17 protein-coding genes and 1 riboswitch are annotated in these 21,362 nt (G+C 33.0%); of the genes, 11 read left to right on the top strand and 6 right to left on the bottom strand.

What is annotated here, in order from left to right; all coding sequences use genetic code 11:
- Positions 1-96: 96 nt before the first annotated feature.
- On the bottom strand, positions 97-1,023 hold the full coding sequence (locus tag ACFCYN_RS07160) for a DUF4349 domain-containing protein (RefSeq protein WP_375948425.1): 927 nt from the start codon (positions 1,021-1,023) through the stop codon (positions 97-99).
- A gap of 394 nt (positions 1,024-1,417) precedes the next feature.
- Positions 1,418-1,563, top strand: a riboswitch (cobalamin riboswitch).
- Between the two features lie 351 nt (positions 1,564-1,914).
- Between ACFCYN_RS07160 and ACFCYN_RS07155 the strand changes: the two genes are divergently transcribed.
- Positions 1,915-2,409, top strand: coding sequence for an acyl-CoA thioesterase (locus ACFCYN_RS07155; RefSeq protein ID WP_098117374.1), 495 nt, complete (start codon positions 1,915-1,917; stop codon positions 2,407-2,409).
- Positions 2,410-2,787: 378 nt separating this feature from the next.
- Positions 2,788-4,623, top strand: coding sequence for a ribosomal protection-like ABC-F family protein (gene abc-f, locus ACFCYN_RS07150; protein ID WP_172445150.1), 1,836 nt, complete (start codon positions 2,788-2,790; stop codon positions 4,621-4,623).
- Between the two features lie 71 nt (positions 4,624-4,694).
- Here the strand turns inward: abc-f and ACFCYN_RS07145 are convergent, their stop codons facing one another.
- Positions 4,695-5,513: a YitT family protein gene (locus tag ACFCYN_RS07145; protein ID WP_172445148.1), complete on the bottom strand. Its 819-nt coding sequence runs from the start codon at positions 5,511-5,513 to the stop codon at positions 4,695-4,697.
- 162 nt (positions 5,514-5,675) lie between these two features.
- On the opposite strand from ACFCYN_RS07145, the gene adh reads away from it, so the two are divergent.
- Positions 5,676-7,193, top strand: a complete 1,518-nt coding sequence (adh, locus tag ACFCYN_RS07140; RefSeq protein ID WP_375948422.1) for an aldehyde dehydrogenase — start codon at positions 5,676-5,678, stop codon at positions 7,191-7,193.
- Positions 7,194-7,342: 149 nt separating this feature from the next.
- The gene (locus ACFCYN_RS07135) at positions 7,343-7,618 is read left to right on the top strand and encodes a hypothetical protein (protein WP_172445144.1); all 276 of its coding nucleotides are present in this window, start codon (positions 7,343-7,345) and stop codon (positions 7,616-7,618) included.
- A 126-nt stretch (positions 7,619-7,744) separates the two neighbouring features.
- On the opposite strand, the gene ACFCYN_RS07130 is transcribed toward ACFCYN_RS07135, so the two are convergent.
- Together ACFCYN_RS07130 and ACFCYN_RS07125 are read right to left on the bottom strand one after the other, a co-directional pair.
- On the bottom strand, positions 7,745-8,119 hold the full coding sequence (locus tag ACFCYN_RS07130) for a hotdog domain-containing protein (RefSeq protein ID WP_375948420.1): 375 nt from the start codon (positions 8,117-8,119) through the stop codon (positions 7,745-7,747).
- A gap of 95 nt (positions 8,120-8,214) precedes the next feature.
- Positions 8,215-8,538 carry a YnfA family protein gene (locus ACFCYN_RS07125; protein WP_375948536.1) on the bottom strand — a complete coding sequence of 108 codons (324 nt, stop codon included), beginning with the start codon at positions 8,536-8,538 and terminating at the stop codon, positions 8,215-8,217.
- 192 nt (positions 8,539-8,730) lie between these two features.
- On the opposite strand from ACFCYN_RS07125, the gene ACFCYN_RS07120 reads away from it, so the two are divergent.
- From ACFCYN_RS07120 to ACFCYN_RS07110, 3 genes are all read left to right on the top strand, one after another.
- The gene (locus ACFCYN_RS07120) at positions 8,731-10,137 is read left to right on the top strand and encodes a PQQ-dependent sugar dehydrogenase (RefSeq protein ID WP_375948418.1); all 1,407 of its coding nucleotides are present in this window, start codon (positions 8,731-8,733) and stop codon (positions 10,135-10,137) included.
- Positions 10,138-10,355: 218 nt separating this feature from the next.
- Positions 10,356-12,074, top strand: coding sequence for an alpha-keto acid decarboxylase family protein (locus ACFCYN_RS07115; protein ID WP_375948416.1), 1,719 nt, complete (start codon positions 10,356-10,358; stop codon positions 12,072-12,074).
- Between the two features lie 9 nt (positions 12,075-12,083).
- On the top strand, positions 12,084-12,209 hold the full coding sequence (locus ACFCYN_RS07110; RefSeq protein ID WP_375948414.1) for a hypothetical protein: 126 nt from the start codon (positions 12,084-12,086) through the stop codon (positions 12,207-12,209).
- Positions 12,210-12,301: 92 nt separating this feature from the next.
- On the opposite strand, the gene ACFCYN_RS07105 is transcribed toward ACFCYN_RS07110, so the two are convergent.
- The gene (locus ACFCYN_RS07105) at positions 12,302-12,787 is read right to left on the bottom strand and encodes a hypothetical protein (RefSeq protein WP_375948412.1); all 486 of its coding nucleotides are present in this window, start codon (positions 12,785-12,787) and stop codon (positions 12,302-12,304) included.
- 380 nt (positions 12,788-13,167) lie between these two features.
- Here ACFCYN_RS07105 and ACFCYN_RS07100 point away from each other — a divergent pair, with 380 nt between their 5' ends.
- On the top strand, positions 13,168-14,205 hold the full coding sequence (locus tag ACFCYN_RS07100) for a M42 family metallopeptidase (RefSeq protein WP_172445136.1): 1,038 nt from the start codon (positions 13,168-13,170) through the stop codon (positions 14,203-14,205).
- 230 nt (positions 14,206-14,435) lie between these two features.
- Here ACFCYN_RS07100 and ACFCYN_RS07095 read toward each other — a convergent pair whose 3' ends face one another.
- A complete protein-coding gene (locus tag ACFCYN_RS07095; protein WP_375948410.1) occupies positions 14,436-15,329 on the bottom strand; it encodes a L,D-transpeptidase family protein in 894 nt (297 codons plus the stop codon).
- A 458-nt stretch (positions 15,330-15,787) separates the two neighbouring features.
- Between ACFCYN_RS07095 and ACFCYN_RS07090 the strand changes: the two genes are divergently transcribed.
- The 3 genes from ACFCYN_RS07090 to ACFCYN_RS07080 all read left to right on the top strand — a co-directional run bounded on the left by ACFCYN_RS07090 (position 15,788) and on the right by ACFCYN_RS07080 (position 21,318).
- The gene (locus ACFCYN_RS07090; RefSeq protein WP_375948408.1) at positions 15,788-17,416 is read left to right on the top strand and encodes a glycoside hydrolase family 13 protein; all 1,629 of its coding nucleotides are present in this window, start codon (positions 15,788-15,790) and stop codon (positions 17,414-17,416) included.
- Between the two features lie 378 nt (positions 17,417-17,794).
- Positions 17,795-19,531 carry an ABC transporter ATP-binding protein gene (locus tag ACFCYN_RS07085; protein ID WP_375948406.1) on the top strand — a complete coding sequence of 579 codons (1,737 nt, stop codon included), beginning with the start codon at positions 17,795-17,797 and terminating at the stop codon, positions 19,529-19,531.
- Positions 19,531-21,318, top strand: coding sequence for an ABC transporter ATP-binding protein (locus tag ACFCYN_RS07080; RefSeq protein ID WP_172445132.1), 1,788 nt, complete (start codon positions 19,531-19,533; stop codon positions 21,316-21,318). Before ACFCYN_RS07085 ends, ACFCYN_RS07080 begins: the two co-directional genes overlap by 1 nt.
- The last annotated feature ends 44 nt before the right edge of the window (positions 21,319-21,362 follow it).

The raw sequence follows: 21,362 nt of genomic DNA, 5'->3' as shown, positions 1-21,362 counted from the left end.
AAAATAGATACTTATATTGAGAAAGGGTAAACGGTTTATTCTATCTAACTAAATTCTATTCTTAAGAATGCTATCTTAAAACTATTTAGGTATGTTTTATGCTTGATATTTTTTAATGGCTTTACGCGTTATAAAATAACCAACTGCAATGATCGCAAACCAAATAATAATCATAAGAGAATTACCAATCAAGAAAACTGTCGTATTTTTAAATCCACTCACGATTGCATCAACATTTTGTTTAAATGTTACACCGATCCGGTCTCCAATCGTTATTGGAGGAGTTGTATCTGTAATCGATGAAACTTCATTAATAAAAAGATTGATTGTACTGTAGTTTACAGCTGAATCATAAGTTTTTAAAGTTGTTGTTAAACTTTCAATTTCGTATCTAACATCAGTTAATTGCTTTTCAATTTCTAAAATGTCTTTTAAAGAGCCAGCTTTTTTTAATAAATTCAATAAACGGTCTTCTTGAATTTTTAATGATTTCATACGCGTTTCTGTGTCAAAGTATTGATTGGATATATCATCAGTTGAAATCGTTTTTGAAATTACATTTCCAATCTTATTTAAATTATATAGGAATTCATTTAAATTTGTTGATGGAACCCTTATTGTATAATTTGCAGTTCTAGATGGTGATTGCTCAGAGTCGTTACTAGAGTACTTTTCCATTATGGATGTTCCACTAATATGATTCGATTCGATATAGCCGCTCGAACTACTAACTGATTTTTCAAGAGCTGAAATGGTTTTATCAAATTTCTTGGTTTCGAGCTGTAATTCAGCTGTTTTTACTAATTTGCGATTACTAGCTACAAGCTGTTCGGATGGTTGCTTTTTTTGATCTTTGACCGAAGCCTCAGTGTTATTTACAAAGTCCTTCTGATCTTGTTTTAAGGATTTTGATGAAATACTACTTAATTCTTCTTTTGAGTCAGGATTTGAACATGCAGAAACGAATAAACATACAAGTAGTATTAAAAATAAGTTTTTTAAAAAACGACGATAAATTAACATGATATTAATCACCTCATATGTAGGTCGAATTTAATGGTTGGAAAGATCGTGAAGAGTTTGGTTAATTGTTTAATTTTTGTTTGTATTCCTTTCCTTTATTTCCTAATCTTTCATCAAACATTCTATTGCAATAGTAATTATTTTTTAGTTGCAGATTTTTATATTTGTTAAAAATTTCTAATTTAACCTACTATACCATAAAAAAAGTTAGGGAAAATGTGGTATTTAAACCATTTTTAGTATATTTTTTTGTATGAAAAGCACATCCGTATCTATGGTTAGTTACTTTTTGTTTTAAGTAAAAGTTATTAAGATGTAATAAATGAATATTATGATTTTTGGAAAAGAAATAAATATTTTGACTATTTTTGTATTTTATGACAAAATAATGAAAACTAAATAGTAGGGAATAGGTGTAAATGAAATTCTTATTAATTCATTTACTTAAAAGGGAAGATTGGTGAAATTCCAACGCGGTCCCGCCACTGTAATAGATGAAAATTCTAAAGTCAGGAGACCTGCCTATTCTAACGACGCTGTTTGACCTACGAGAGATAGGGAGGTGCCTTTTTGAAAGAAAGCTTAATTTAAAGTATTGTCATTATTTTATGTTTTCCAACGATCTTAAGGCATTTTTATCTTTTTAGAGATGAAAATGCTTTTTATTTTTTTAGGAGAATTTATGAAACTTCCAATTTTACATGCAAAAAACGATGGAAATTAAACAAGTAAGATAGCAAAGTTGAAAGAATTGATGAAATAGGGTCAAGTCTGAATTTGAAATAAAGACTCGCCATGAGACTGAATAAAGATGAATTGTAAATTTGATAAAATCAGTGAAAAAAATTAGAGAAATACATAATTCAATTAATTAAAAGTAGGGAGAAACCGATGAACAGTAGATACGTTAAAGAATCCAGAGTATTTGATAGTAGTAGAATATTTCCAACTGATTTAAATAACCATGGTACATTATTCGGTGGGAAAATGCTTGCAGCAATGGACTTAATTGCTTCTATTTCAGCAACAAAGCATTCGAGAATGGAATGTGTAACCGCGTCGATGGATTCAGTCGAGTTTCTATGTCCAGTTCGTGAAAGTGACTGCATTTATTATGAATCATTCGTCATCTTAACAGGCTCAAGCTCAATGGAAGTATTTGTTCGAGCAACTGCAGAAGATTTGCTTTCAGGAGAAAAAAGAGTAGCAGCAACATGTTTTGTAACTTTTGTTGCACTAAAAGATGGAAAACCTCATAAAGTAGTAGAGGCAATACCAGAAACTGAAGAAGAAATTAAATTGCAACAATTAGCATTTAAGCGTTTAGAAAGTCGCCAATTAAGAAAAAAATTAAGTAAGGAATTGGCATTAATTTGGAAAGAATAAAAGTAATGATTGAAATCATACTAAAAGTAAGCTAAGATTAAATTAATATTTTTAAGGAGGCATCAAATTTAGACACTATGTACAATATCCGATAACTTTTAAAGCTAAAGAATTATATAGCAAAAAAGTACTCTGCCTGAAAACAGAGAAATTGGATAAGTATGTCTATTTTTTGAGCCCATAATGAATATTAAGTAAATCCATTCAATTAAAAAAATGGTTTATTTAATAATAACTAAACTTTGTATATACTTTTTCGAATGTACTAGGCTGATTAAATTACATCCAATTTACACACAGGCAGATACTGCTTGTGTGTTTTTATTTTCTCTGGGCTAAAAACAGAGGGATATTTTTAAATTGGATGGAGTGAAGTATATGTTTATTATAAAAGCATCGAACATTGAAATAGAGTTAAACGGAATGACAATTTTTAAAAATGGAAATCTAGAACTAAAAGAAGGCGAACGAGTTGCTTTAATTGGTGAAAATGGAGTTGGGAAATCAACATTTATCAATGCAATTTTAGGAAATATTCCGCTTAATAAAGGGTTATTGCAAATTCAATATTCAAAAGAAGATATAGGTTGGCTTTTAACAGATGAAGAAGACCAGGAATTACTTACAGCAAGGGAAGTAATCGAATCATTTGATCAGGAACGTTATTTAATAAAGAAGAATTTAGAAAAGCTATCACTTGATCTATCTAATGAAAAAAATCTTGATAAATATAATGAGTATTTAAGTAAGTATTTAGAATTAGATGGATACGACTTTGAAAATAATATAGATCAAGTATTAAAGAAATTTCAATTACCGCAAGAATTATGGAATATCCCGTTCAGTCATTTAAGTGGTGGACAAAAAACAAAAGTTAAATTAGCAAAAGTGATGATGAAACAACCAAAGCTATTAATTTTGGATGAACCAACAAATCATCTAGATACAGAGTCGATTCAATGGTTAACTGAGTGGTTAAAAAACTTTAAAGGCAGTGTGCTTTTTATATCACATGAACGACAATTCATTGATGATGTTGCGACTGTTACGGTTGAATTAACACATGCTGGCACATTTAAGTATAATGGTGGCTATTCAGCGTATAAAATACAAAAAGAACATGAGCGAAAAACCCAGCAAGCTCAATATGAAAAACAAGAAGCGGAAAAGAAAAAGTTAATCGAAACGATTAATCAATATAAACAATGGTTTACAAGCTCGCATAATGCAGCGAGTGAACGTGATCCTTTTGCAAAGAAACAAGCTGCAAAAAACGCATTAAGATTTAAATCAAAGGAAAAGGATTTAGAACGATTAGAAAAAAGAAAAGTAGAAAAACCGAAAGAAGTTAAGACAATCGCAGCTAGCTTTGAAAATGAAACGTTCACTGCAAAGCAAATGATTAACTTTGAAAAAGTAGATTTCTCATACGCTGACAAATCATTATTTAGCCAAGTTGACTTTCTGTTAGGTCGAGAAGATCGATTAGCTGTAATAGGTAAAAATGGTTCTGGAAAATCTACATTTTTAAAATTATTAACGGGATTATTGATTCCGAGTAATGGGTCCGTACGACATAATCCTCAATTAAAAATAGGTTATTTTATGCAAGAGCTCGAAGCGTTAAATGAAGATTCTACCATTTTAAATGAAATTTTATCTCTTCCAAATATGACTGAAACTGAGGCGAGGACACTACTAGCTTGCTTCCTTTTTAGAAGAGAGGATGTTTATAAAAATATCGCTCAATTAAGTATGGGGGAAAAATGTAGAGTTGCTTTCGTAAAGCTATATTTTTCAGACTCAAATCTACTTGTTCTTGACGAGCCGACAAACTATTTAGACATTCACACGAGAGAACGAATTGAGGAAGCATTAGCTGCTTATCCTGGAGCCGTTGTAGTTGTTTCTCATGATCCTTATTTACTAAAAAAAGTTTCAAATCGTGTAATTCATATCGAAAATGGTAATCTTTATGAATTCAAAGGTTCTTTTGCGGAATGGAACGGTAGACAAAGCATTACAAACGATCAACAATCTTTATTAAATGAACGAATTAGATTACAACTAGAAATTGCTGCATTGAGTGCGGAAGAAATCGAAACCGATGAAGAAAAGAAAGCTCAAATTACAAAAATCGTAATGTTGCAAAAAGAATTAGAAAACATAAATCAAATTTTAGAATCAGGAATAAATGGGAAACAAGAGGTGTAAGTAAAAAAACAAATCACTTTAGGTAAATGACTAAAGTGATTTGTTTTTTTGTTTAACTTAATATGATTTGTTTATCCTGCTTTTAATACATCATTTACATCATGAATAACGACAAATGCTTTTGGGTCGATTGCGTGAATTATTTTTTTAAGTTCAAACAATTCCTTATTGCTCACAATTATGTATAATGACTCTTTTCTTAAACCTGAGAAATGTCCTTTTGCTGGATAGATTGTTACCCCACGATTCAATTCATTTGATACGATCTGTGCAATTTCATTTGCTTGGTCAGAAATAATTGTAATTGCTTTTTTCGGATTTATTCCTTCCATAACATAATCCATTACTTTAATTCCAATATAAATTGAAATGACGGTATACAGTGTTTTTTCAAAACCGATTACAAAATAGCCACCTAATACGACAACTAAATCAAAGGCAAGTAAAGATTTACTAATACTCCAGCCAAACGATTGATGGACCATTTGTGCAAGAACAGTGGAACCACCTGTTGTACCACCTGCGCGGAAGACAATTCCTAACCCTAGCCCAATTAATACACCAGCAAAAATAGTACCTAATAAAGTCTCGCTTGTTGGTACACCGTAACCATCAGTAATACGTAGGAAAAATGAAATAGCTACAATTGAAATAACTGTATATAAAACTAATTGCTTCTTCAAATACCTATATCCAACTATTAACAACGAAGCATTTAAAACAAAATATACGACATCAGGTGACCAGTTAAAAAGATAATATGTAATCATTGTAATGCCGGTAAAGCCACCTTCAGCTAATTTATTCGGTATCGCAAAGAAGTTAACACCGACTGCAAATATTGCTGATCCAACAAGGAGATATAAAATATCTACGAAGTTTTTACGCACAGTTACCCCTCATTTTCTAACAGATTTTTAACACTTCTATCATTCTACCTAATTATTAGATTTGAATCAAAATATTTCTATTAAATAAAAGATAGATTATTAGTCATAGTTTTAGGTAGAATCTCATAGTTTATATAGACAAGCTATTAAGGGGGAATCATTATGGTATTTGCAACACCTGGAAAATCTGGTTCATTAATTACGTTTAAAAATCGTTATGACAATTTTATTGGTGGGGAATGGGTAAGACCGGTAAGAGAGCAGTACTTTGGAAATGTTTCGCCTGTAACTGGACAAGTCTTTTGTGAAGTAGCTAGATCGACTTCTGAGGATATTGAACTAGCTCTTGACGCTGCTCATAGTGCAAAAGGAAAATGGGGCAGAATGTCAGTCACAGAGAGATCAAATATTTTACATAAGATAGCTGATCGTATGGAAGTGAATAAAGAATATCTTGCTGTTGCTGAAACTTGGGAAAATGGTAAACCTGTTCGTGAAACTTTAGCAGCCGATATTCCATTAGCAATCGACCATTTCCGTTATTTTGCAGGCTGTATCAGGTCCCAGGAAGGATCACTCGGTGAACTAGATGGTGATACAGTTGCTTATCATTATAAGGAGCCACTAGGAGTTGTAGGTCAAATCATTCCATGGAATTTTCCTATCTTAATGGCTGTATGGAAGCTTGCACCTGCTTTAGCTGCAGGGAATTGTGTAGTTCTTAAACCAGCAGAGCAAACTCCTACTTCAGTGTTAGTATTAATGGAACTAATTCAAGATTTATTACCAGCTGGAGTTGTCAACGTCGTCAATGGTTTTGGTCTAGAAGCTGGTAAACCATTAGCTTCTAGTAATCGAATTGCTAAAGTTGCGTTTACTGGTGAAACTTCAACTGGACGATTAATTATGGAATATGCCTCAAAAAATTTAATTCCTGTTACATTAGAATTAGGTGGTAAATCACCAAATATTTTCTTTGAAGATGTAGTTGAGAATGAAGAATTCTTCGATAAAGCACTTGAAGGATTTACAATGTTTGCTTTAAATCAAGGAGAAGTATGTACTTGTCCATCTAGGGCGTTAATACACGAATCGATTTATGAAGAATTTATGGATCGCGCAGTAAAACGTGTTAAAGCAATTAAACAAGGAAATCCATTAGATCCTCAAACAATGATCGGCTCGCAAGCATCACATGAGCAATTGAATAAGATTTTATCTTATTTTGAAATTGGAAAGAATGAAGGTGCAGAAGTTTTAGTTGGTGGTAGTCGTAATGTTCTTGATGGAGAACTTAAAGATGGCTTTTATGTTAACCCGACAATTTTTAAAGGGAACAATAAAATGCGAGTATTCCAAGAAGAAATTTTTGGTCCTGTTGTTTCTGTTACTACATTTAAAACAAAAGAGGAAGCATTGGAAATTGCGAATGATACGTTATATGGATTAGGAGCGGGTGTTTGGACTCGTGATATGGATACTGCCTATCGATTCGGTCGCAACATCGAAGCAGGTCGAGTATGGGTAAACTGCTACCATGCATATCCTGCACATGCTGCTTTTGGTGGATATAAAAATTCAGGCGTAGGCCGTGAAACGCATAAGATGATGTTGGATCACTACCAAAATACAAAGAATATGCTGGTTAGTTATTCTCCAAGTAAACTAGGATTCTTTTAATTAATCTAACACTCCGGTAAGCATTTACTGGAGTGTTTTTTGTTCTAATAGAAAAGCTGCAATAAATATAATAATTTTCGAAAATACATACATAAAAACTAGTAGCAGTTAAATATGCTAAATAAAACATGTTAATTGGAGGGACTAGTATGTTATTTCTAGTAATCTATTTATTTATAATAATTGTTCTTTATAGTTTCATTCAATTATATTTAATTCGAAAGTGGAAATTAATTTATACTACTTTTGGTTACCAAAACTATTTTCTTATTATTGGTAAATTGAAAAAGAATGGTATTGAGTATAAGACGAAAGTACCGATGAATTTAAGAAATAGGAGGCAATTTGATGAGAATACGCAATATGATATATATGTAAAAAAAGATTCAGAACATGAAGCATTACAGTCACTATATCAAACTTAAAAATTAAGAGACTGTTAGTTAGACAGTCTCAAAGTGTAGGTATAGTGAATGTGAATTAAATGAAATTAATGTCATCGTCTTTTCGGCTACCCATTGTTACATCAAATTGATTTACGTTAAACGAGTTTATAATATTACTCCTGAAAAACTTCCGCTCAACACTTTTTTCTCATTCTGATTCGTACATAGGAAGGAGGCTAAAATCGAAAGCCTATTCTCTTGCTTTTCATACTTTTCAATTGTTACTTCACAAATAATTGTATCTCCTGTAAAGACTGGTCTTAAAAAGTCAAAATTCACAGAGCGTGCTAGTACATTGTGATCTCCACCAATTTTTGTTGGTAATGTTGCTGTCAATAACCCTTGAACGACAAGCCTACCTTGTTCATCAGGGGACACGTGATGAACACCTGCATCGCCAGAAACCTTTGTAAATAATTCAACATCTTCTAGAGTAAAAGTTCGCTCAAATGAAATAATATCTCCGATTTGTAAAGCCAATTTTACCACTCCTTAAACTATTATCAAAAAATGCTGTAATTTTCTTAACTATAATAGTTCAATTTCTAATTGTACTATCCTGCCTGAATAGTAATTTAATTCCGAGGTGCCCATAAAATGACAGACACACCGACTAAACAGAAAGCAGCACCGATCCAATCGTATATATCGGGTGATTTTTTATCAATACCCCATCCCCATAAAATTGAAAGAACGATAAACACGCCCCCATATGCAGCATATACTCTACCAAATGTAGGAAAAATTTGAAACGTTGCAATGACACCGTAAACGGCTAAAATTATCCCCCCGATTAGTCCTAAATAAGCTGATTGTCCTTCTCTTAGCCATAACCAAATAAGGTATCCACCACCTATTTCTGCCAAACCGGCTAATAAGAAAATAAATATTGCATTTATCAAAATTACTCATTCCTCTCTAATTCTTTGAAATATACGCTCAATAAACATAACCATATTTTAACAATAATAACCAATGGAAACTATATTTCTAACTGTGGAATCCCTCTTAAAGTTGAATTTCGGTACTAGTGAAACTGTTCTAATCATATTTTTAATAGAAGAAAACAGATAAAAGTAGGTGGAGAATAGATGGGAGATGTAAAGGTTGGTTTACGCCCTATTGTTAGTAATATTAATTTGCCGACTGTCATGAAGACAACATTTCTTCCAGGGGATTCTGTTGAAAGATTATTTATCGCAACTCAACTAGGGGAGATTTTTTACATAGGAAATGGAGAAATCAGGACATTTTTAGATTTACGGCCACGGGTATTAAAACTAGGTGCTTCAGGTGGCTATGATGAACGTGGGCTGTTAGGACTAGCATTTCATCCTTATTTTTATCATAATGGTTTGTTTTATCTTCATTATTCAGTAGCTGATTCTCAAGGTCCGGGTACACTCTCAGAACCGTTTAAACCTAATCCATGTGAGCCAAATACTCTAAACTTAAAATGGGAAGATAGGGAAAATCATTATGATCATATCGATACAGTTGAGGAGTGGGCTTTGCAATCCAATGGCACGCCCCAAATACGGAGAACATTACTTAAATTTAGAAGACCATTCTTAAATCATAATGGTGTTAATTCATTAAACTTTTCACCGGAAACAGGAAAGCTTGTTTTAACGACAGGAGATGGCGGTTCAGGCTATGATCCTTTTAACTTAAGCCAGAACAATTTAGAAATCGCGGGCAAAATTGTTGAAATTGATGTAGGAAAAAATACAATCGTCGATCATCTCCCAGTTGTTACTCGTTTTAATGAACTACCAACAACCATTCAAGAAACTCTCACAGTTATAGCAAAAGGTGTTCGCAACATAACAGGTATTTCATATCAAAGTTTATCTAATCAATTTATTAAATATGTAGGTAATGTTGGTCAGGATATGGTTGAGTCAATTTATTCATTTATTCAATATAAACCAATACCTGTTATTCAGCTGATTCAAGCTAATATGAATGCTGAATCTAATTTGGATGGGTTTATTAACTTTGGTTGGCGAGGCTGGGAAGGTAATTTCCCTACTTCGATCATAAATGCATGTAATGAAACTTCAAATTTGGAAGAGAAAGCAATTGCTTATTACAATGAATCAGTAGAGCTTTCAGCTAGTCGTCTCCAACCTTTAACTTGCTATTATCACAAAGATCCAAGAACGAATAAATTTGAAGGAACTGCACTTACAGGAGTCCAAGCATATATGGGGAATGAAATAACTAGTCTGTCTGGTAGTGTGGTGTTTACTGATCTAGCACGGAAAGGTACACAAGGAGAAATTAAAGGTGTTTTAGCTTATACGAAAGTAAGACATGATGGTAAACAAAGCGATTTCAGTATAATTCAAACCGATTATAATTTTGGGTCCAAACCAGCTTACTATGTTGGGCTAGGTACGAATTTAAATCAATCAAAAATGTATTTAGGTGTTTATGGTTCTACGAAAGTGACTGATTATAATCAAGGAACTATTTTTGAAATCGTTCCATGAATCTAGTTAATAATTTATACAGAATTTAAAAAACCGCAGATTCTTCTGTGGTTTTTTAGCGTGGGGTGAAGTTTAATTACTACATTTAACTATTCGAAAAGGTTTTTAAACTTGATGGATTATTAAACAAATATCGAATAGCCTGTTCAAAGAAAGGGGACGAATAAAAAGGTATAAAAAAATGGGAAAACCCAATTGGAATATGGAGTGAGCGTGTAATGGATAAAATGAATAATACAGAAAGTCCCGTCATTCATACTGCAAAAGCTCAAAAAACTGTTGGTCAGTATTTGTTCGATTGTTTGAAATTTGAGGGCATTACAGAAATTTTTGGCGTTGCAGGGGACTATAATTTTTCACTGCTCGATACTTTAGAGCAATATAATGGAATCCAGTTTATAGAAGGACGGAACGAACTAAACTCGGGTTATGCTGCAGATGGCTATGCAAGAGTTAAGGGGATATCAGCACTTATTACAACATTTGGGGTCGGAGAGTTAAACGCAACTAATCCGATAGCTGGCTCATATAGCGAGAATATTCCTGTAATCCATATTGTTGGTTCGCCTCCTACAAAAGATCAAAATGAACACAAACAGATGCACCATACTTTAATGGATGGAAATTTTCAAGTTTTTCGTAATATGTATGAGCAAATAACGGCTTATTCTGCAGTGTTGACACCGGAGAATGCCATGATCGAAATTCCAACTGCCATTCGCATTGCTAAAGAAAAGAAACAACCTGTTTACCTAGTTGTGGCTAATGATTTAGTGAGCAAACCAATTGTAGTACGGGAAGTGCCGAAAGCGCCATTACGTACGTCTAATCCAAAAACTCTACAGGCTGCGACTGATCATGCTCGTCAACTGCTAGAACGTGCTAACCAGCCAGTTATCTTAGTGGATGTAAAAACTATGCGTTTTGGCCTCCAAGCTGAAGTTTTACAACTGGCAGAAGCTATGAATATACCTGTTGCAGCTATGATGTTCGGCAAAGGAGCATTCGATGAAACTCATTCTAGTTATGTCGGAATGTATATAGGCTCTTTCGGTTGCTCAGAAGTGCAACGTATAGTAGAAAATGCAGACTGTATAATCGCTATCGGAATGGTAATGGCAGACACTAACACAGCTAACTTTACCGCAAAATTGAATTCACTTGTGACTGTTAATATTCAGTCTGACTTTGTTAAAGTCGCTGAAGCAGTTTATCAGAACGTTTTTGCTTCAGATATGATTCTATCAGTTCAAAAACTCGGTTTCAAAGGTGATGGATTTCAAAGAAAAGTAGCATTTCCATATAATCAGTTCACATTAGGTACGGATGAATCTTTGAAAGCGGCTGGCTATTATCCACTTTTTCAGCGCATGCTGAAAAAGAACGACATTTTGATCGTCGAGATCGGTACATTCTACAATGGTATGTCGGAGGTAAGGCTGCCGAGTAATGTTACATATATTGGACAAGGAGGCTGGGGATCAATCGGATATGCTACCCCCTCGACGTTCGGTGCTTGTATCGCTGCGCCAGAACGACGGGTGTTGCTGTTTACAGGTGATGGCTCACTGCAGCTAACGGCCCAAGAAATCAGCTCCATGCTCTACTATGGTTGTAAACCAATCATTTTCGTCTTAAACAATGATGGTTACACGATCGAAAAATATTTAAATGTCAAAACAAAAGATCAAAAATACAACAAAATCCCACGTTGGTCGTATACGAAACTGGCTGAAGCTTTTGGAGGCAATGCGTTTACTGCAATTGTTCGAACTTATGAAGAACTTGAACAGGCTATAAGCCAAGCAGAAATTGAATGTACCGAAAGACTCTGTATGATTGAAATGATTGTAGAAGATCCATGGGACGCACCAGAAAATATGAAAAAAATGCGTAACTATATGGAGAAACAGGCAATGCAAACGAGGCAGAAATAATCACAATTCTTGAATTTTCAAGCAAAATACGGTATGACGAAAAAAGAAATCAATAAATGGAAAGAAATTTATACAGAACTTGAATTTAGAGTAAAAGCAGAAGTTCATCTAAAAGGAACTGGAACTATGTATTAAACAAATAGTTGTTAGGTCGAATCTATTATCGATAAAGAGTAAGGAAAAGAAAAATCGTACTCATAACAATTCCATGAGTACGATTACATCTGTTAAATTAACAAAGCCAATCTCTTAGAAATAATTAAAGCAATTTCAACCCATAACCAGCAATAAAAGAAAGAAAAAATTAATATGATTAGTACGGTAAATGTTGAAAAAGAATCAGAGGAGGCTGGACCTAAAACAGGAAAGTGAAAAATAAATAATAGATTCATGATTCCTAACACTAATAGAATTGCTCCAGCTAGAATGATACTTAATCTCTTTTTAAAAAAGTAAAAAGAAGAGCCTATTCCAATTCCTAATAAGCCTGTTGTAAACGGAAATATAATAAGTTCGGTTGGCTGAAGGATGAGTAATAAGATGATTGTTAGAAAATAGGACTTTAATCCATTCGTAACGGAGAACATGGAGCAAATTAGAATAGGTGCAGTGGCAAGTGGACTTAAAAATAATCCTACAACAGGTAAAAAGCCACCTGCAGCTTGGAAAAATGCAGCAATACAAGCAAGAATAGAGACTAAAATAAATTTCATCGTTTTACTCTGTTTATTGAATTTTAGTTGAAATAAATGAATTTTATCAGAAATGGGCTTGAAAAAATACACCTTTTCACCTCGTTTTTAAACTTAATTACCATGTAAGATCTATATTATTTATATGAAGTAGAATATAGTGCAATTCATTCATAATTTTTAGTAGGCTAATATAATCGGAATATAAGTTAAACCTCAGACAGTTTTCCAGACCTTGAAAATAGTAGCTAAGATTTAGTCCTTTTTTACAATCATTTAATATTTGATGGTCCTAACGATCAGTTTAGTAATTTTCCAATATTATTGATAACAAACATAAATAAATGTATGATAAATACGTTGAGAATTGCATGAAAATTTAAAAATTGAAGGGGATAACTATGAATATTAAAATTGATAAAGCATATGTGCTAAATACTGCTAAACAATTACTTGAGTTTAATAGTCCAAGTGGTTTTTGTTTTGAAATTATGGAGTTAATCCAGTCTTGGTCAAATAGTTTAGGTTATGAGTTCGAAACGACTAATAAAGGTTGCGGAGTCATTACTATTCCAGGGAAAAGCAATGAGCAAGTCATCGGATTATCTGCACATGTTGATACACTAGGGGCAATGGTTCGATCAATTACAAGCAAAGGTACTTTAAAATTCACTATTATTGGTGGGCCAATCGTACCAACTCTTGATAGTGAATATTGTCAAATTAGAACTCGTGAAGGAAAGATTTATACAGGTACATTTTTATCTACTAGTCCATCGATTCACGTATTCGAAGATAGTAAAACAAAAAAACGCGATCCAGAAAACATGGAAGTTCGCATTGATGAAAATGTTAAGTCTAAAGAGGACGTATTAAATCTTGGAATTTGCCCAGGAGATTTCATTTTCTTCGACCCAAAAACGACGATTACTGATAGCGGATTCATTAAATCAAGATTTATTGACGATAAAGCAAGTGTTGCTTGTTTAATTGGTTTACTTGAATTATTTAAAAGGGAAAACATTGTTCCTACATATACAACGAAATTATTTATTTCAACGTATGAAGAAGTTGGTCATGGATCATCTTATATTCCATCTGATATTACTGAATTAATCTCAGTTGATATGGGCTGTATTGGAGATGATTTAAGCTGTACTGAGTATGATGTTTCTATTTGTGCAAAAGACTCTGGCGGACCATATGACTTCAACATAACAACTGATTTAGTCAATTTAGCGAAAGAAAATGAGCTTAGCTATGCGGTCGATATTTATCCAATGTATGGATCTGATACAGTTGCTGCATTACGTGGAGGTCAGGATATTCGTGGAGCGCTAATTGGGCCAGGTGTACATGCTTCTCACGGTATGGAAAGAACTCATTATAGTGCGATGGAAAATACGATGAAATTATTGTATTTATATTTAACGAAATAATCATGTAGAAGAGCTGTTGAATCAATCACAACAGCTTTTTGTTTGTAACGATTGCTAGTTGAAAATACGAACACTTTATTTAAATTATTGATAAAGCTGTGAACTTTGTTGATAAAGTATCGATTTTTATTGATAAACGCTAATTTTTACTGATAAATCAGTCATTTTTGTTGATAAAGTTTGGTACATCAAAAAAAAGCCATTAGATAGCTAATGGCTTTTAGTATTGATTAGTAATATAATTTTTGAACCCCATTTAAACTACTATCAAATCGATCTTCCCCAAGTACATTAATATTTTTCTTTATTGTATACGTATAAAAATAAGCGGATAATGACTCACGGGTTTTTTCTTGGAGTTTGTCTATTAATATCTTTTTTGTACCTGCGCCAACGACACCATCAGCAGTTAATCCATTATCTATTTGGAATGCCTTTACTGCTTCATCTGTACCTTTAGCAAAATAGCCATCAACTCCGTTTGTTGAGTAGCCTAGTTTTGTTAAAGTATCCTGTAGCCATTCAACTTCTGAACCCACGCTTCCCAACTGTAAACTAGTAGGAATATCAGTTGGCTTTGTTACAACGACACTTCCTGAATCTGCATCAAATAAATGATTTGCAACGGCGATGTCTTGGAATGACTGGTTAGAAGATGTGATTAAAACAGTAGCACCTTTTTGAACACGATCGAATAACCACTCTACTTCCTCATCATACATCCGTACACAACCGTGACTAGCGTAAGTTCCGATCGAACTTGGGTTGTTATTTCCGTGGATTGCATAGGTTGTACCCCATGTCCCTCTTGCATTTAAACCTAACCACCTGTTTCCAAGAGGGTTCCTCGAGTCACCACCAGGAATATTTTCCTTATAGTAAGGACGGTTTACAATTTTAACGACGATTTTAAACTTCCCTTCAGGAGTTAAATCTTGACTCTTACCAGTAGCAACTTTAAAAACTTTTACTAATTTACCATCTTCATAAAAAGCTAATCTATTAATCGATTTGTTAATAATGATAAATTGAGAAGCTGGTTCAGTTTCTGCGAAAGACCGAACAAAAGAAGTGCTCAAAAATAAAAGAAGTACTAAGAAAAAAATAAAACAGCGCTTAAACAATTTTTTCCCCCCAACAATATTTAAAAATCTGTAGCTATATATACTATGTAGAGATGGCTTGTCCTATCTAATAAAAATTTCAAATAAATAAAAAATAGATTAATTTGTTATCTGGAAAATTAATCTAAGGAGTTCGAAATCTATTTAAAAAATGTAAATGGTTGCATTACGAATCATTCTTGTTAAAATAGTAAATGTAAGCGGTTAAAAAGAGTGTGGACCAGACTTCTAAAAAATAGTTATTATTTTTAACAGAAAAAATGCACACGGTTGCACAAGTTTCGAAAGGGAATTCAATTCTTTGAAATTTCAATTACCGTAATTGTTTTAATCTTTTTTGACCTATGTTTTATATTTTAAATGACTTGTTCAAAAAGTTTTGGACAAACAGGTGTTAACTAGAATGGAAAAAGAGTTTTTAAGATTTAAATTGATACATAATCTAGGAGGCAATTAAAATGGAGAAAAAATGGTGGCATAATAGCGTAGTATATCAAATTTATCCTAGAAGTTTTATGGATAGTAATGCTGATGGAATCGGCGATATTAAAGGGATTATTGAGAAGCTTGATTATTTAAAGCTATTAGGTATAGATGTTATTTGGTTGAGCCCTGTATATAAATCTCCTAATGATGATAACGGTTACGATATTAGCGACTATTGTGACATTATGGAAGAGTTCGGTACGATGGAAGATATGGATTATTTAATTTCTGAAGCAAATAAACATGGAATTAAAATAGTAATGGATTTAGTCGTAAACCATACTTCCGATGAGCATCCATGGTTCATTGAATCACGAAAAAGTAAAGATAATCCTTATCGGGATTATTATATATGGAGAGACCCTTTAAACGGAAGTGAACCAAATGATCTACCTTCTGTATTCAGTGGTAGTGCTTGGAAATTTGATGAACAAACCGGTCAATACTTCTTGCATTTATTTAGTAAAAGGCAGCCTGACTTAAATTGGGAGAATCCAAAAGTACATGATGAAGTATATAATATGATGAATTTTTGGCTTGATAAAGGAATTGGCGGGTTCCGTATGGATGTAATTGATTTAATCGGAAAACTTCCTGATCAGGAGATTACAGCAAACGGACCGAAGTTACACGATTATTTACATGAGATGAATCAAAAAACGTTTGGAAAAAGTGACGTATTAACAGTTGGTGAAACTTGGGGAGCAACACCTGAAATTGCAAAGCTTTATTCGGATCCAGCTCGAAATGAATTAAGTATGATCTTTCAATTTGAGCATATAGGTCTAGATCAACAAGAAGGAAAAGAAAAGTGGGATTTAAAGCCATTGAATTTATTGGAGCTTAAAGAAGTATTTCATAAATGGCAAACACAGCTTGATGGGAAGGCTTGGAATAGCTTATTTTGGAATAATCACGATTTACCACGAATTGTTTCAAGATGGGGTAATGATGAGGAATATCGAATTGAAAGCGCAAAAATGCTTGCAACCATACTACATTTAATGCAAGGTACACCTTATATTTATCAAGGTGAAGAAATTGGAATGACAAATATTCGTTTTGAAAGTATTGAGGAATATGACGATATTGAAACGAAGAATATGTATAACGAACGAATTTCAAATGGGTACAAGCATGAAGACATAATGGAATCAATTTATACAAAAGGTAGAGATAATGCTCGCACTCCAATGCAGTGGAATGGGGATCAGCATGGAGGTTTTACACGTGGAAATCCGTGGTTAACAGTGAATCCTAATTATACGAATATTAATGCTGAGAAATCGATAAACGATCCAGATTCAATTTTTCATCATTATCGTCAATTAATTCAATTGAGAAAAGAAATTCCTGCTATTGTTTATGGTTCATTTGAAATGCTAGCGGAAAAAGATGAAAAAGTATTTGCTTATACAAGACAGGACCAAGATGAAAAACTGTTAATTGTTGCAAACTTTACGAAAGATGAATCAGAATTTAGTTATAATGCTCAATTAGATCAAGTAAGTATACTATTGAGTAATTATAAGGATTCAAGTTTAACGATTGATAAGCTAAGCTTAAGACCGTATGAAGCAATAATCTTTAAAATTAAATAATAAATTTATTAAAAATAGTTTGACATTTTAAAGTGTACTCGTATATGATAAGATTATCAAATAAGAAGGAGGTAGGTTAACATGATGATTGTAAGAAAATTAAACGCGACAGCAACAAATAATTTCATACTGATTATGAACCCTATCTCTACGCAGGACGGACCACGTTGAAATTTTGATTTCAATTGACGATTTAGCCATGGGTTTATATTCCCCATGGCTTTTTTGTGCCAAAAAAGAACGAACTATTTTGTTTGTTTTTGGTCGAAACGTTTCTTTATGGCCATGGGGTATGGAAAATTATCCCATGGTTTTTTGTTGTCAAAAAAGTGGAGGGTTGCGTAGAGATAGGTTGATTGATACAAAGGAGGTAAAACATTGTCTCGAATATTAAAATATGTCTATAGACATAAGCTATCATTTATTATTGGTTCAATTTCTATGGTTTTGGTTATTGGTGTAGATCATTTAATTCCGTATTTACAAATGATTTTAATTGATGATGGAATTACAAAAGGAAAAGCATCAGTCGTTCTTCCAGTAATTGGGGGGATTATTGGTGTCACAATTATTAAATCTATTTTTGGTTATGTAAAAGAGTATCTGTATGATTTAGTAAGCTCGAAAGTACATGAAGATATTAAAAATGATATGTTCAAGCATATTCAAAGCTTTGAGTTTAAGTATTTTGACTCAATGAATACTGGTGAATTACTTTCAAGGATTAATGAAGATGTGGAAAATATATGGCAAACAATTGCATTTGGACTAAGATTATTTGTTGAAAATATTATTTATTTTACTCTCAGTACAATTATCTTATTTGTGATTAATTGGAAATTAGCTCTAATTTGTTTAGCAATTATGATTCCAATTGGATATATGGGTACACGATTAAATCGCTTATTAAATAAAGGTTACGGAAAAATAAGTGACCATACTGCTGAAATTAATACAACAGCACAACAAAATATTGCAGGTGTAAGATTAGTTAAAGCGTTTGCTAGAGAAAAGCACGAGACGTTGAAATTTTTAAAAATGAATCGTGGTTACTATGATTTAAATATGGCTCAGGCTAAAACAATGCGAAAATATTTTCCTAATATTGAATTTTTAACAAATATTGCACTTGTAGCGATGATCATTATTGGTGGATATTTTGTTTTGCAAGAAAGCATGACATTAGGTGAACTTGTTGCGTTTAGTGGATACATTTGGAACTTAATTTGGCCGATGAGAATGTTAGGTTGGTTAACGGATGTACTTTCTAAAAACCAAGCTTCTGCGAAAAAGATTTTTGATATTTTAGATCGTAAAACAGCAATCGAGAATAAAGAGGGGGCATATACGCCAAATCTTGTTGACGGTTCAGTGGAATATAAAAATGTTAACTTTAAATACAACGATGAAATTGTCTTAAAAGATATTAATCTATATATTCCAAGTGGTAGTAAAGTAGCAATTATGGGGACGACTGGCGCAGGGAAATCTTCAATTCTTCATTTAATAGGTCGCTCATACGATGTGGCAAGTGGGGAAGTTTTAGTAGATGGTGTTAATGTTAAAGATTTTAATTTAACTTCTTTACGTCAAAATATGTCTCTAGTTTCACAGGATACATTCCTATTCTCAGATACGATTGAAAATAATATTAAACTAGGAAATCCTGAAGCTACTATGGATGAAATCCGCGATGCATGCCGAATTGCTTGTTGTCTAGACTTTATCGAAGAGTTGGAAGATGGATTCAATACCGAAATTGGTGAACGAGGTATTGGTTTATCTGGAGGACAAAAACAACGTATTTCAATTGCACGTGCCTTATTGCGTAAAGCTCCAATTCTAATTTTAGATGATGCAACTTCTGCGTTAGATATGGAAACGGAGTATGAATTATTACACAACTTAAATAGACGATTCTCACATAGTACAACATTTATTATTGCACACCGAATTTCAGCGGTGAAAAATGCCGATTTAATATTATTTGTTGAAAATGGAGAAATAGTTGAAAAAGGAAATCATAAGCAATTACTTGATAAAAAAGGAAAATACTTTGAAGTGTATGAAGAACAATTCAAAGATTTTGAAACAGTCGAAAGTGGGGTGATCTAATGGCGCAAAATACAATTAATCGCGATGAAGACCAGCTAAACCGTAGTAAAACCGAGCTGATTTTTAGGCTCGGGACGTATTTAAAACCTTATAAACTAAAAACCTTTACCGTTATTTGTTTAATGCTATTTGTAATGGTAGTAGGTATTTTAAACCCGTATTTATTAAAGATAGCAATCGATACAAATATTAAAAACCATGATGTAAAAGGTCTCTTAATAATCGGGGCAATATTATTAGCGCTGAATTTCCTAGCTATGATCGCTTCTAAAACTCGCTGGACATTGATCAGTTCAGTTACGAACAATATTTTAGTAAATATTCGTCACGAGCTGTACACACATATTCAAAAATTGTCTTTTACATTTTTTGATAACCGTCCGGTTGGGAAAATTTTGGCTCGTGTAATGGGGGATATAAGTGCGCTTCAAAATTTATTCAACCAAAGTATTCAAACGTTAATACCAGAATTATTAAGCTTAGTCTGTGTTACTGTTGTAATGTTTGTACTAAATGTTAAACTAGCACTCGCATCTGTATCTATTCTCCCATTTTTGGCAGCTGCTATGTTTTATATTGAAACACGAGCACGTAAAAGATGGGACGATTATCGAAAGAAACGTTCAAATCTAATTGCATTTATACATGAAGATTTTTCAGGTATAAAAGTTGTACAGTCTTTTGCGAAAGAAAAAGATAAAGAAAAAGACTTTAAAGAGAAGGTTTCCGAATTAATGGGTTCATTCATGAAAGCAGTAAAAATGAATGATTTCTTTTGGCCATTAGTTGAGCTATCTTGGGGTGTTGGTACGGTAATTGTTTTTTATGCAGGGTATAAGCTTGTAACTACGCAAGAAATAGAAGTGGGTACATTAATCGCATTTTCTATGTATATTGGTATGTTCTGGCGCCCAATTATGAACTTATCAAATTTTTATAATACATTAATATCAAACTTCTCCGCAGCTGACCGCATTTTTGACATTATGGATATTGATCCTGAAATAATTAGTGAAGAAAATGCACCAGCAATCGAACGGATTAATGGAGAAATTCGATTTGATAATGTAACGTTTGGTTATGATGAAAATTCTACAGTATTAAAAAATGTAAATTTTACAATAAATCCGGGTGAAAAAATTGCCTTAGTTGGTGCAACTGGTGCAGGTAAAACGACAATTGTTTCCCTAATAAGCCGTTTTTATGACCCGACTAAAGGTAGAATTTTAGTTGATGGAAAAGATATTAAAAAAGTAGATTTAGAATCTTATAGAAGTCAAATGGGAATCATGCTACAAGACACGTTCTTATTCTCAACTTCAATCATGGAAAACATTCGATATGGTAAATTGAATGCAACAGATGAAGAAGTAATCGCTGCAGCAAAAGCAGTCCATGCACATGATTTTATCATTAAAATGGAGGATGGTTATGATACGGATGTTAATGAGAGGGGCTCAAGACTTTCATTAGGTCAAAGACAATTAATCTCTTTTGCACGTGCGTTACTTGCTAATCCACGTATTTTAATCTTAGATGAGGCAACGTCTAATATCGATACACATACGGAAAAATTAGTCCAAAACGGAATCGAGAAGCTATTAGAGGGGCGTACTTCATTTGTAATTGCCCACCGCTTATCGACAATCCGTGACTGTGACAAAATCATGGTAATTGGTAATGGTAACGTTGAAGAAAGTGGAACACATGAAGAATTATTAAGATTAAAAGGTCATTATTATAATTTATACATGGCACAATATAGCTTTATTAATGATGGAGCTTAATAAATTGTTTTGTATAAATTGAGGGTCGCATTAGTCGTTTAACG

The sequence above is a fragment of the Gottfriedia sp. NPDC056225 genome, assembly GCF_042267765.1.
Classification (GTDB): Bacteria; Bacillota; Bacilli; order Bacillales; family Bacillaceae_G; genus Gottfriedia.
This window is presented reverse-complemented; position numbering and strand designations above follow the sequence as displayed.